Raw genomic sequence first — 13578 nt, 5'->3', positions numbered from 1 at the left:
TGTTAATAACCTAGGGCTTTTAACGTTATTTAACACAACACATTCCCCGCCCGTATGAAAACGATGAAGTCTTGCGAAAAGTATCTTTTTTGATATAATCGGATCCCCATTTTCGGGAAGAACTTTTCGAGGGAAAACTCGCACACCGGCCATCCCGTACTAAAGGAATAAGCACCCCGGGCCAACCCCCTGTAGGACGGTAGAATCATGTCCTGATGTTGTTGTGCAGAAACCATAATCTTATATAGCGTATTATAGCTATTGCGTATTACGTAGACCTTAAATCGAAGTGAACTTAAGATGAAACCTCTTTAAATCAGCACGTTCAAATGAAATTTCCGCGCAGCAAAAAACCCTTCGGGTTCGGTCCGAAGGGCTTTCGTATATACTAAAAAGGTCTTTTGTTTTCTATCCTCTTTTTCCAGCCAAGAGGTAGAGCACTGCCATACGCACGGCAACCCCATTTTCAACCTGGTCCAGGATAATGGAATGGCTGCTATCCGCAACATCGGAGGTGATCTCCACCCCTCTATTGATCGGTCCGGGGTGCATGATGACGATTTCCTTATCCAAGGAATCCAAGATCTGCTTATTCAATCCATACAACATGGAGTATTCCCGAAGGGAAGGGAAATAAGCAATGTCCTGACGCTCCAATTGGATGCGCAGCATATTCGCGACATCACACCAATTCAGGGCTTTCATCAGATCGTGCTCCACCTTCACACCAAGTGAGGTAATATATTTAGGGATAAGCGTCGTTGGTCCGCACACCATCACTTCCGCACCCTGCTTCTGTAGGCATAGGATATTGGACAGTGCAACACGGGAATGCAGGATATCACCGATGATAGCGACCTTCTTTCCAGCCACATCGCCCAATCGCTCGCGAATGGAAAAAGAATCCAGAAGGGCCTGTGTCGGGTGCTCATGTGCACCATCTCCAGCATTGACGATCTGGGCATCCACATGGCGGCTCAGAAATACGCCGGCGCCCGCATAGGGGTGGCGCATAACGATCATATCCACCTTCATCGCCAGGATATTGTTTACCGTGTCGATCAGGGTCTCGCCCTTGCTCACGGAAGATGATGAAGCTGCAAAGTTCACGATGTCCGCAGAGAGGCGCTTTTCTGCCAGCTCGAAGGACAGTCTTGTCCGCGTGGAGTTCTCGAAGAACACATTCGCAATGGTAATATCACGCAGGGATGGAACCTTCTTGATCGGTCTGTTCAGGACTTCCTTAAAGTTGGCGGCGGTATCCAGGATCAATTGGATATCGTTGCTATTCAGATCTTTTATACCCAATAAATGGCGGGTACTCAGTTGTTCGGTTGTTGACATGTGTAAAACAATAAAACTAAGACTATTTCTTCTCGGTGATCAGCACGATACTATCGTTTTCATCCACCTCTTTCCAGCTCACAATTACTTTTTGCGAATCTATAGAATCCACTTGGATACCGATATAATCGGGTTGGATCGGGATCTGGCGCGAGAAGCGGCGATCCACCAATACCATCAATTCAATGCGGTTTGCACGGCCGAACGCCTGAATAGCATCCATGGCCGAACGGATAGTCCTTCCGGTCCACAGTACGTCATCCACCAGGATGACATCCTTTCCTTCAATGATAAAGTCGATCACGGTACTGTTGGCTGCCAATGGGCTGGCCCCCTTCATCCGGAAGTCATCCCGGTAAAAGGTAATATCCAGGATGCCAACGGGCACCACGGCTCCGGTCATTTCCTTGATCTCTTCTGCTAAACGTTGTGCTAAATAGGTCCCGCGCGGTTGAATTCCAATGATTACGGCATTTGAGAAATCCCCATGGTTCTCAATTAATTGTTGAGACAATCGCTTGAGCGTAATCTGAAACTTCGGTCCATCTAATAATATCGATTGTTTCATCTATGGATTTATTTAGGCAAAAGTAAGGCATTTTTTCCAAAAATCGTAATTAATGACAGCGCTGTTGGGAAATTAATCCGTGGAAATGGATGCCGATTACCGGAAATTGAAGACACCAAAAAAGAAACCCGCCGTCTCTATCCTGAAGCTTTCTTGATCAGGGCGGAGACGGCGGGTTGCCTATATCTTTGGTATGCGTTAGTTCTGTGCGGCTTCGTACAATGGTCTGTACACCTCATAGATCTTGTTGACCTCATTCAACAGCTCTTTCTGCTGTGCGGCCTCCAGGATACGCTGGTAATTCTGAATGGCTGCCAAACCAAAGCGCATGTTGCGTGTTTCCAAATTCGGCTTGGTTTCGGCAATGTTCATGTAGTAGGCCATATTCTCACGGATGAACGTCAAATTGCGTTTTGCAATCTCGTTGGCTTTCTGCACTTCCCCTACTTTATACATGGCATCGATCAGGGAAGCATACGAAAATGCTTCAGACATCAGGTACACTTTCTTCGGTAGGTTTTCGTAGGCATTGTTCACCAATTTCTTCGCCATATCCTGTTTCCCTTGGAAGATCAGTTTCTGCGCGGTCTCACCGAAGATGGTTCCTGCGTACATACTGATGTAGCGGTAGGAATCCGGATCCAGGTATTTCGCATGAGCGATATTACCCCATTGGAACTTATTGATGATGTTGTTATAGGTACCTTCGGCATCCAGCACCAAGCTGCCATCTGCCCCTTCAGCACCGGTATCCACCGGCATCAGGCGCATGGCAAAACCTTCGGAGATCATGTATTTTCCAAGGCCGATAAAGTTTTCCTCAGGTGTGGTCGTCGTGAAGTAAACCGGACGTTTCCAGTTGTTGTTCGCCAAGATCGCCATGATGGAAAGGTCCGCACGGCTGATGATACCGCCCGGGAATGTCCATTGCATGGTATCGACGATGGTTGATTCCCATCCTTTAGGTACCACATTATTTGCTAGGACAGCTTGTTTGTCCACTTTATATTGCATTTTCTTGGTCGGCAGGATATTGGCCCAGTCGCCACTCTGCAGTTGCACCTTATATTGCTGATCATCGGAAAGCATGATCGTCAATAGGTCTTCCACATCCACGTGTCCCGGGATATTCAGATCGTTGTAATAGATGACATCACGGACACCATCCTTTACTTTTTCCGGATCGATGTTGATCGGCAACGCATCAGCGTCATTCACTTTCTGCATCATCTGACGCATGTACCAATCGGAGCTCAATAAACTAAGGTTGACGACGCGAACGTCCGTACGGAAGCCTTCGACTTCCTGAACATACCATAGCGGGTAGGTATCATTATCTCCGTAGGAGAAGAGGATTGCATTCGGTGCACAGGATTCTAGGTAATTCTTTGCCATATCCCGGGCAAGGAATTTCTCCGAGCGGTCGTGGTCATCCCAGTTCTGGCTAGCCATTAATACCGGTCCGGCCAAGGTCGCTACGGCAGTTGCGCCGATTGCAGCGTTCTTGGTATTCACCTTTTTACCGATCAGGTCGGCAAGCCAAATCACGCCGAAACCGATCCAGATACAGAATGCATAGAACGATCCTGCATAGGCATAATCACGCTCACGTGGCTGCATTGGTGTTTGGTTCAGGTATAGCACGATGGCCAATCCCGTAAAGAAGAACAATAGGGCAACAACGGCTGCTCCTCTTTGCTGCTTATTGAAGTGCCAAATGGCACCCAGGATCCCCAAGATCAGCGGCAGGAAGAAATAGGTATTTCGACCGGCATTGTTTTTCTCGGATTCCGGAAGGGCGTATTGACCGCCCAATCGAATGTTGTCGATAGGTTTGATCCCGGAGATCCAGTTTCCTTCGGAGAAGGATCCCGGCCCTTGATGATCGTTCTGGCGACCCACAAAGTTCCACATGAAATAACGGCTGTACATCTCCCCGATCTGATAACCGAAGAAGAACTTCAGGTTATCCACCATGGTAGGTTCTTCCGTTGGTCCAAGGTTCAAGAAATCACGGTAGTAACCGGAATGTTTATCGGAATAGATACGCGGAAACAAGGTTGTCCGGCTCCATTTATAATCGAATTTCTGTTTGGCAACGACATATTTATTACCGTCCTTACGGTACACATTGCCCGTGTTGAAGATTTCCGTTGGCTGCGCATCGAAATAACGACCTTTCATCAACGGCTCATCACCATACTGCTCCCGGTTCAGGTAACTCAAGAACGTAAAGGCATTGTCAGGATCACTGTTATTCAAGGTTGGATCTGCTTTTGCACGGATCAGGATCATGGAAAATGAACTGTATCCGAAAAGGATCAACACCAAACTTAACAGGGAAATGTTCAATATATATTTCAGGTTCTTGTGGGAATACCACAGACCGAATACCAATAGACCAACCAACAACAGCGCAAAGAAAGTCACGCCGGATCCGAATGGCATACCCAGGCTGTTCACGAAAAACAGGTCGGAGAATGCGGCAAACTTAATAACATACTGGATAACGCCCCACAGCACAAAACCCAGGACGACAACCCCCAAGAGTAAGGCTTTGGCAACCCCCATACCGGTCACCTGCTTCGCTTTGCGGAAGTAGATCACCAAGGCAATTGCCGGAATAACCAAAAGGTTCAAGAGGTGAACCCCAATGGAAAGTCCCATCACATACGCAATCAATAATAACCAACGGTCGGCACCAGGCTCATCGGCACGTGCTTCCCATTTCAGGATGGCCCAGAATACAACTGCTGTACACAGGGAAGACATCGCATATACCTCGGACTCCACCGCTGAAAACCAGAATGTATCGGAAAAGGTATAGGCTAAAGCTCCGACAACGCCAGCACCCATGATCTTGATCAGGTTGGCCTGGTTGAGGACTTCTTCTTTATTCAAGTGCAGGTAGGCTTTTCTCGCCAAAGCAGTGATCGTCCAGAAGAGGAAGGTAATGGTCAATCCACTACATACTGCAGATCCGATGTTCATCCAGTAGGCAATCCGCGTGTTATCACCCATCGCAAAATTCGAGAACAGGTTCTGGATCATCAAGAATAATGGTGCTCCAGGTTGATGCACGATCTGCAATTTATACGCCGATGCAATAAACTCACCGGTATCCCACCAACTCGTTGTCTTTTCTAGTGTCAATATGTATGTCAAGGTAGCGATGATTCCTACCGCCCATCCCAACAGATTATTGATTTTGTTATAGTTCATAAAAATATAGAAGGTTTTTCTAATAAATCTGCTTCGAAAATAAGGATTACAAATTATAATTGCCGAAATAGTTTCTAATTTATCCGTTTAAAATCCAGCAAATGCCGTTGACATACCAAACAGCACCGATAACGTGAAAAAATATTGGACTGAAAATCAGTATATTTAATAATTAAACGTATTTTTTATTTGCAGAATAGAAAACTCGACGTATATTTGCATCGTCAAAAGGGAACAACCTAGCGACAAAACATAAAAGGATTGCCCGATAGTATAATGGTAGTACGACGGTTTTTGGTGCCGTTTGTCTTGGTTCGAATCCAGGTCGGGCAACCAAACGAAAAGCTTCGATGAAAATCGAAGCTTTTTTTTTCGCCCCAAAATTTGCCCCGGCGGGCGGCCGGGAATTTTTGGAAATTCCTCTGCTAATTCTGGCAAGGAAACTGCCTTCAATACTCATTTTTTTATTTCATTTTTTAATATTTAAAAAATATTAAATGGCAGTTGCTCAGCTTAGTTCGAGATTGAAAGTTTCGGCTTTCTAACCCGCAACTACGCAGCCAGGTAGACTTTTCCCGGTATTCAATATTTTTAAACATTATATCCCCTGATATTTTTCGATTTATACTGTTGAAGTAGTTATTTCCATACTTTAAGTGGATCACTAATATGTTTTATTTGTATGCCCGGTAATCCATATATAGGTTTATTTTACCATATAAGTATTATTTTTAAAGATCAAAACCTTCCTCTTTCTTCTGCCTGTTTCACTGACTTTCCATTTTTCAAAGTCTGGTTCCCGAAGGAATATTTAAGGGTTCCGACAATTCTACATGCATCAGCATAATCTAAAAAGTAATTGTTTTGATCGGCGTAACGCGTTCTGATAGTGGTCCCTTCATCTTTAAAAATGTCCATAAAGGAAAGACCGAGCTCTAACCGTTCCTTGAAGAATTTTCTTGATGTTGTTAAATACGTACTGGAAAAAGATGATATCGTGAATGGACCTTGGATAGAAGGAGAGTAGAAGTTATATCCAACCTCCAAATTCCACTTAGATTTCGGGTCAATAACCAGACTCGTATTAATTCGACTGTTAAAAAAGAATACATTATTAAAGTATAATTGTTGATCCATTCCAATGAATTGGTTTTCATGGAAATAACCGGTTAGATCCGTCTGAAGTTGCCAAGATTTGTAGAGCAAAAAATTCTTGTTTATACTCAGACCACCCAACTCTCTTTTTCGGATATTGGTATATTTATAGACCAGCTCATTTGTCTCGTTGTTTTGAAATGAAATTTCCATATTTGGCCATTTTTCATATTGATAGAAAAGGTCGATATTCCAATTCTTTATGGTGTAATTCAAGCTGAGATTATGGCCAAGGGTTGCTCGAAGTCTGGGGTCTCCCTGAAAATAGGAGAAAAGGTTGTAAAATGACTTTGCAGGGTTCAACCAAGTGTATGAAGGTCTGCTGATCCGCTTTCCATATGAAAAACCTATCTGCCCGGCTTTTTCAAGATTATATTGCATGTAGAAAGTAGGAAAAAATTCTAGATAATTTTGTTTATTAATATCCAGGCTTGGTTCAACAGTACCATTTAACAAAGTTTGTTCAGCTCGCAATCCTACTTTCCACTGCCATCTTTTATAAGAATAGCTACCTGATGCATAGGCTGATATATTATGTTCTTTATAATTGAAGAGATTGCTTTTTTCAGGTATATGTTGCATAGTTCCATTACCCATTTCTTGGAATTGCAAATCACTTTGGGTCTTAACGAAGCTGTATTTCGCACCATACTCCAAACCAACCCCTTTCCATGAATTTGATAGGTCCATTTGGCTTGCATACATCTGGATTTTATTTATATTATCAGTACTAAAATGAGATGTGTCCTTTGGCTCATTTAAAAAGTTGAGATGGGTCTGTATATCTTGCCAATGAGTACTGTTGCTGAAGGAGGCATAGTTTGTCCAATCCAGCTTTTTGTTTTCTGACCATACTTTACTTAATTGGGTATAGAAATTATTATTCTTATTAGTTCGGATATGGTCATTGAGCGTTTGATATCTAGAAATCACAGTTCCACTATTGTTTGAAATATTAGTTGGTACATTATAATATCCATAAGTTTTAGGGTCATAATATCCATCGATTCCAAAAGAAAGGGTTATTGTACTATCGATTGAGTAGTCGGCCCCAATTGAATAGCTGTTTTGTTTCTTTGCGTGGTCTACCCTGTTCAATTCTGTTTTCCATTCCGTTTCGTCCTTTGGATAATAAATAAAATCGGTCCCGTATCGGGCATATGTTCCACTGATGAAATTGTAGGTAGCCTTGATGTTCCATTTTTCAGACCTAAAGAAATTACTGATCCCAATTAATTCTTTTGCAAAGTCGCTTTGCGTGTGTCTTGCTGTGAGAACACCTTTATAGCCATATAAATTAGTCTTCTTCATTTTAATATTAATGACTGAAGAACCAGATGCTTCATATTTTGCGGGCGGATTTGTAATAACCTCAATACTTTCGATATCAGTTCCGTTGTTACTTTCCAATAATGCCTTTAGCTCTTCACCACTCAGCATCACAGGTTTTTCATTAATAAGTATTTTAACATTGGAATTACCTCTTACACTTATTGTTGAACCATGAACACTGACCAATGGAGTTTTCTTAAGTATTTCCCAGCTGTTAAGTGAAGTAATATTGCTATTCTCGACATTAAAAACCAATCTATCAATCTTGCGGGTTATTAATGGTTTTTTGCCAATGACAGAAACTTCCTCTAACTGATTACCTTTAGCATACAGTTGAATCAGCAAACTATCGATAGAATTTGGGGATAGGACCTCAGTGTAATTTTCAAAGCTTAAATGCGAAACTTCCAATATCAAACTGTCATGAGCTTTGAAAGTTGCTTTAAAGGTTCCATCATTGTTAGAAACTGCAGATGTTAGGGGTTGTTTTGTCTGGATATCTTTAAAAGTGATGGTAGCCGAATTGATCGGCTTTTGTAGTTCAGAAAACACACGACCATTGAGCATTATCTCTTGAGCACCCAGTGATAGAGGAAATAATAGTAGCATTAAAACGAATCTCATCATAGTTTTTTTTCAAAATTGATGAATGGGCTTTGAAACGATGGTTAACAAACGGTTAATGAGAGGTTAATGTACATTAATGTTGAATTCCTTAATCTATATTTGTGCTATGAACAAAAGGCCAATTATATATATCCTGTCATTTTTGCTACTCTTTACAGTATTGGTCGGTATGCAGGTTTATTTTCTGGTCAATAGTTATGCATTGAAGCAAAAGGAGATTGTCGAGACTGTTCGTGTAAAATTAAAGAACTTAGAAGATGACGTAGATAAATTCGATGATTCTTATTACATGAAGAACAAAAGCTATGTAGAATTATTTGCTGCATTAGATGAAAATAAAATCAATGAGGATAGTGTTCGAAGATTTTACAATGATCGTTCAGATACGGTATCTAGGAAATTAAAAAAATATGTAGATAGCTTATTCATGGACCTTGGCTATCAAGTTGGGGTGAAAAAAGAGTTAACCTCAATATATTCTAATACTAAAAATCGAAATCTTCTTAATAAGAACATCACAATTTATGAATCTTCAGAAGTTAAAGGGCTGGAAAATTCTCTAACTAGTGGTACCTGGGAAATGTCCTATTCCAAGTCAACTTCAGAAAAAGAAAGGATAAATGAACAGGTTAACGAAGATAAAAAAATCATAAGCTATGGTTTTTTGGTTTCAAGAAAAACTACTTTTATCATAGCTAACTTGTATTGGATTTTATTTAGTGAATTATTGTTGTTTGTTGTAGCTTCCTTCCTAATTCTTATAGCCATTCTTTATATATTCTATATAACTTATAAAAATCTTCTTAAACAGAAGAAACAGGTTTTGGTTCTCCATGATATGGTAGACAATGTCTCGCATGAAATGAGAACACCTATCTCTACTATGAAGTTAGCATCAATTAATTTGCAGAAAAGACATAGTGATAGTAATTTCTCCATTTTAGACCGTCAGATACTTCGATTGGAGAAATTATTACAACCACTAACTGATCCTGATGTAACAACCGAAAAAAGTGATTATGGTTTAAATGACATCAACCACTTATTATCCGATTTGCAGACAACTGAATTAAACGGGCAAGTAAATCTATTATCTTTTCCTCAACAGACAATTCAAGTTAATAAGGTTTTATTTGAAACCATCATTAGTAATTTGATAACAAACAGTTTCAAATATGGAGCGACTCAGGTAAGTCTTGCGGTTGATTTTATTGATGATATGTTAAATGTCAAGGTTGTAGATAATGGACAGGGAATTGATGCCGATGAATTGCCATATATTTTTGAGAAATTTTATCGTGTACAAAGGGACAATGTCCATAATACTAAAGGTCTTGGATTAGGACTAAACATCGTGAAAAGGGTGGTAGATCAATTCAATGGAGATATCAAAGTAAAGAGCCAAATTAATCTAGGTTCAGAATTCTTAATTGTTTTGCCGTATGGAAAATAAAGTCTTATTAGTTGAGGACGATCCCGACTTTGGAGCAATGTTGCAGCAATACCTGGAATATTCCGATATGAGTGTGGAATGGATAGATGATCCGCGTAAAATGCTGGATAGACTTGATTCCCTTTCTTTATATGATATTGCAATTTTGGATGTCATGCTGCCTCATATGAATGGGTTTAAGCTAGCAGAATTGTTCCTTTCTTCATATCCCAAACTGCCAATCCTTTTTCTAACTGCCAAAGACCAGAAAATCGATAAGTTAACAGGTTTGAAGATCGGAGCCGATGATTATATGACCAAGCCTTGCGACCCAGAAGAGCTGACCTTACGTCTCCACAATATTTTAAAAAGAACAAAAATCCAGCCGACGTTGCATCAAATTATTCCTTTAGGCAATTATACTTTTGACCAAGAAAAAATGTTGTTAACACACCCTCAAAGCGGTTCCATCCAATTAACTGAAAGAGAAAACAAATTGCTTTCTTACCTTATTCAGCACAAAGACCAACTGATTGCAAGAGATGATATATTAAAGGAGGTATGGCAAAGCAATGACTTCTTTGCAGGTCGAAGCATGGATGTATTCATTTCTCGATTGAGAAAGTATTTACAAAGAGATGAAAATTTAATTATAGAAACAATTAGGGGAATTGGCTTTAAAGTGAATTTTTAATCTCAAAAAATGATAGTTTTCATAGAACATATATTTAAAAAATATTCACAATAAAAATTCAGCTTCATCCTCCCCCTTCAATCCCCTTTAAAACAATCTTTACATCTACTAGCTGCTGCTTTTTTTTCAAATAATAGCTATTTAGAGCAAACATTTGGTGCAAAACTACCAAATAAACGCTTATTGGCGAATTTTGCACTCAAAGAAAAAAAACATACAATCACCTCATTATAAGACACATAACCATAAACCAACGATAATTCCCTTAAAATTACACAAGGACCTTGTCCGACATGAGACCGTGGTGAGAGCGTACTGAGAGCGTGGTGAGAGCGTGTCTATAGACACGTATTCACCACGGCTACACCTCGGTCGCACCTCGCATGCACCTCAGACAAGGTCCACCCTTTCCTATTTTTTTGTTAGAGTTGCAACTCATGCATATAAACCAATTGCCAGCCTTCGCACACCACATGTTGCGTTGGGGCAAATTGCGATGAAAGGCGACAGGGCATTGGCGTTCCTGCACACCTACTCCGTTAACGAACAGTTGCTTCAGCATAGCGCCAAGCCCCAAGGCAAACCGCTACGTCAACAGGCCAAGCAAACTTGAACTTTCCCTATTCATTTCTAATTTCATAATCTAAAACATTTACCTAACTTTGCGGCTATAATTATTTAACAGACTCTGGGAAGAGCAGTTAACGATGGTGCAGAAAACAGTATAAAAAATATAAAAACCCCAAAAATCATTTCACCATGCCTTTGCAATTTAATACCGTAAAATTATTCGCTGGATCGGGTACACTGGAATTAGCGGAGAAGATTTCAAAATCATACGGAAAACCTCTTGGAGACATGACTCTGTCAAAGTTTTCAGATGGCGAGATTCAACCATTTTACAATGAATCAGTTCGCGGGAGCGATATATTCCTCATCCAATCGACCAACCAACCTTCAGACAACTTATTGGAATTACTCTTGATGATCGATGCTGCGAAGCGTGCTTCTGCGCATTACATCACGGTGGTGGTACCTTATTTTGGCTATGCACGTCAGGACCGTAAGGACAAACCACGTGTAGCGATTGGCGCGAAGATGATTGCAAATCTGATTACCGCTGCGGGTGCTCACCGTATCATGACCATGGACTTGCACGCAGCACAGATCCAAGGATTCTTTGATATCCCGGTTGACCACTTGGATGGTGCGATAATCTTTGTTCCTTACATCAAGTCCTTGAACTTGGAGAACCTGATGATCGCTTCTCCGGATATGGGCGGATCGTACCGTGCGCGTACATTCGCGAAATTCTTCAATGCAGAGGTTGTGATCTGTGACAAACGCAGAAAACGTGCGAACGAAATTGAATCCATGTCCATCATCGGTGATGTTACAGGTATGGATGTGGTTCTGATCGATGATATCTGTGATACTGCGGGTACATTATCCAAGGCAGCAGCATTGATCATGGAGAACGGTGCAAAATCGGTACGTGCGGTGTGTACGCATGCTGTCCTATCGGGCAAGGCTTACGAAACCATCGAGAATTCTGTATTGACTGAAATGATCGTTACTGACACGATTCAATTGAACCCTGAAAAAGCAGCGCAGTGCAGCAAGATCAAGGTACTTTCCACGGCGAACCTATTTGCGGGTGCAATCAAGAATGTAAACGAGCATGGATCAATTTCTGATCTATTCGACGTAAAATAAGACCATTTAGGTTATAAATGTAAAGAGCGGCAGGGAAATGATCTCCCTGCCGCTTTTCTTTTTCTCGGAATAATTGATAGCCAGCGGATTATTCATCCAAAATAAAATGAAAATCCTTTCAGTAATTCAACTTATTGATTATCTTTGCACCTCAAAATTTTAATATTTAACAAATGAAATCAATTGCTATTAGCGGTTCTGCAAGACAGAACGTAGGGAAAAGAGATGCAAAAGAATTGCGTTACGAGGGAAAAATCCCAGCGGTTCTTTATGGTGGTAAAGAGCAAACACACCTATCTGTATCCGCAGCTGATTTGAAATCCGTTCTTTACACTCCAGAAGTTGTCTTCGTAGAGTTGGATATCAACGGCAAAAAATCAAAAGCTATCGTTCAAGAAGCTCAATTCCACCCATTGACTGACTTAGTTACTCACGTGGATTTCTTGGAATTATTCGATGATAAAGAAGTTTCTGTAAACATCCCAATCAAATTGACCGGAACATCTCCAGGTGTGAAAATGGGTGGTAAATTGGTACAGAAATTACGTAACCTTCGCGTAAAAGCATTGCCTAACAACTTGCCTCAGGAAATCGAAGTTCCTATGGAAAGCTTAGAAGTAGGTAAATCTTTCCGCGTTGCTCAAGTAGAATTGAAAGATGCAGTCGTATTGAACAACAGCGATGATACGATCGTATCGGTAGTAATGTCTCGTGCATTGCGTCAAGCAGAGCAAGAAGCTGCTAAAGCTGCTAAAGGCGGTAAAAAATAATCCATACCAACCACGGTATAGAATAGGAAGGCATCGATCACTCGATGCCTTCTTTTGTTTAACTTAATATATAAAGGGTAAGTGCATGCTTAAAGTTTGTTGGCCTCGGCTTCAATGGCCGCAATGGTCGGTGCATAATCCACGCCCAGCCCTTCCTGCTGGTAGACCAGTTCACCACCCGGGTTGAACAGGCTGATGATATTGGAATGGGAGAAATCGATCGGCGATATCTTTTTGTAATTCACGGCCAATGTTGCCGCAAATTCGCGCGTATCGTTCTCATTGGAGCGAAGGAAAAGCCATTGCTGTCCATCCATTTCATTATCGATGGCAAATTGCTTCAGCTTTTCGGGGGTATCGGTTTCCGGATCAATGCTGACCAAAAGAAACTTGACCCTATCCCTATGCTTCGTGTCAATTGTTTTCTCGATATGCCGCATATCCGCCACCAAACGGGGACATGCCGCCTTGCAGGAGGTATAGATCATGGCCACGACGACCACATTGCCCTGGAGGTCCTTCAATTCCATCTGTTCGCCATCCTGGTTTGTCCAATGGGCCGGCAAATGATAGACGGACAGATCCGAAAGATCCTCCGTCACGACTGGCTGTTTCTTGGCAGTTTGCGTGTCGCCGCTCTTGGGCTGGCAGCCCAGCAATAGCCCCACCACGCAGGCTACCCATCCGAGGTATTTCATTCGTAGTTTCATATTCGTTA

9 protein-coding genes and 1 tRNA gene are annotated in these 13578 nt (G+C 41.5%); 5 read left to right on the top strand and 5 right to left on the bottom strand.

Features of this window, described 5'->3' with window-relative positions:
* Nucleotides 1-408: 408 nt before the first annotated feature.
* The 3 genes from G6N79_RS06660 to G6N79_RS06650 all read right to left on the bottom strand — a co-directional run bounded on the left by G6N79_RS06660 (nucleotide 409) and on the right by G6N79_RS06650 (nucleotide 5134).
* A complete protein-coding gene (locus tag G6N79_RS06660; protein WP_103906896.1) occupies nucleotides 409-1344 on the bottom strand; it encodes an aspartate carbamoyltransferase catalytic subunit in 936 nt (311 codons plus the stop codon).
* 22 nt (nucleotides 1345-1366) lie between these two features.
* On the bottom strand, nucleotides 1367-1912 hold the full coding sequence (pyrR, locus tag G6N79_RS06655; protein WP_103906895.1) for a bifunctional pyr operon transcriptional regulator/uracil phosphoribosyltransferase PyrR: 546 nt from the start codon (nucleotides 1910-1912) through the stop codon (nucleotides 1367-1369).
* A 198-nt stretch (nucleotides 1913-2110) separates the two neighbouring features.
* The gene (locus G6N79_RS06650; RefSeq protein WP_103906894.1) at nucleotides 2111-5134 is read right to left on the bottom strand and encodes a glycosyltransferase family 117 protein; all 3024 of its coding nucleotides are present in this window, start codon (nucleotides 5132-5134) and stop codon (nucleotides 2111-2113) included.
* Between the two features lie 262 nt (nucleotides 5135-5396).
* On the opposite strand from G6N79_RS06650, the gene G6N79_RS06645 reads away from it, so the two are divergent.
* Nucleotides 5397-5470: transfer RNA gene (locus tag G6N79_RS06645), tRNA-Gln, on the top strand.
* 402 nt (nucleotides 5471-5872) lie between these two features.
* Here the strand turns inward: G6N79_RS06645 and G6N79_RS06640 are convergent.
* Nucleotides 5873-8248, bottom strand: coding sequence for a TonB-dependent receptor (locus tag G6N79_RS06640; protein WP_234993220.1), 2376 nt, complete (start codon nucleotides 8246-8248; stop codon nucleotides 5873-5875).
* A gap of 106 nt (nucleotides 8249-8354) precedes the next feature.
* On the opposite strand from G6N79_RS06640, the gene G6N79_RS06635 reads away from it, so the two are divergent.
* The 4 genes from G6N79_RS06635 to G6N79_RS06620 all read left to right on the top strand — a co-directional run bounded on the left by G6N79_RS06635 (nucleotide 8355) and on the right by G6N79_RS06620 (nucleotide 12860).
* Nucleotides 8355-9701 carry a sensor histidine kinase gene (locus G6N79_RS06635; RefSeq protein WP_160003761.1) on the top strand — a complete coding sequence of 449 codons (1347 nt, stop codon included), beginning with the start codon at nucleotides 8355-8357 and terminating at the stop codon, nucleotides 9699-9701.
* Nucleotides 9691-10374, top strand: a complete 684-nt coding sequence (locus tag G6N79_RS06630) for a response regulator transcription factor (protein WP_103906892.1) — start codon at nucleotides 9691-9693, stop codon at nucleotides 10372-10374. Before G6N79_RS06635 ends, G6N79_RS06630 begins: the two co-directional genes overlap by 11 nt.
* A gap of 759 nt (nucleotides 10375-11133) precedes the next feature.
* On the top strand, nucleotides 11134-12090 hold the full coding sequence (locus G6N79_RS06625) for a ribose-phosphate pyrophosphokinase (RefSeq protein WP_103906891.1): 957 nt from the start codon (nucleotides 11134-11136) through the stop codon (nucleotides 12088-12090).
* A gap of 173 nt (nucleotides 12091-12263) precedes the next feature.
* Nucleotides 12264-12860: a 50S ribosomal protein L25/general stress protein Ctc gene (locus G6N79_RS06620; RefSeq protein WP_103906890.1), complete on the top strand. Its 597-nt coding sequence runs from the start codon at nucleotides 12264-12266 to the stop codon at nucleotides 12858-12860.
* A gap of 89 nt (nucleotides 12861-12949) precedes the next feature.
* Here G6N79_RS06620 and G6N79_RS06615 read toward each other — a convergent pair whose 3' ends face one another.
* Nucleotides 12950-13570 (bottom strand): SCO family protein, encoded by a 621-nt coding sequence (locus G6N79_RS06615; RefSeq protein ID WP_200818811.1) that lies wholly within the window; start codon nucleotides 13568-13570, stop codon nucleotides 12950-12952.
* Nucleotides 13571-13578: the final 8 nt, after the last annotated feature.

Origin of the sequence: Sphingobacterium lactis (assembly GCF_011046555.1) — a bacterium.
Taxonomy (GTDB): domain Bacteria; phylum Bacteroidota; class Bacteroidia; order Sphingobacteriales; family Sphingobacteriaceae; genus Sphingobacterium; species Sphingobacterium lactis.
The sequence above is the reverse complement of the archived record's forward strand: the minus strand, read 5'-3'. Positions and strand labels throughout refer to the sequence as shown.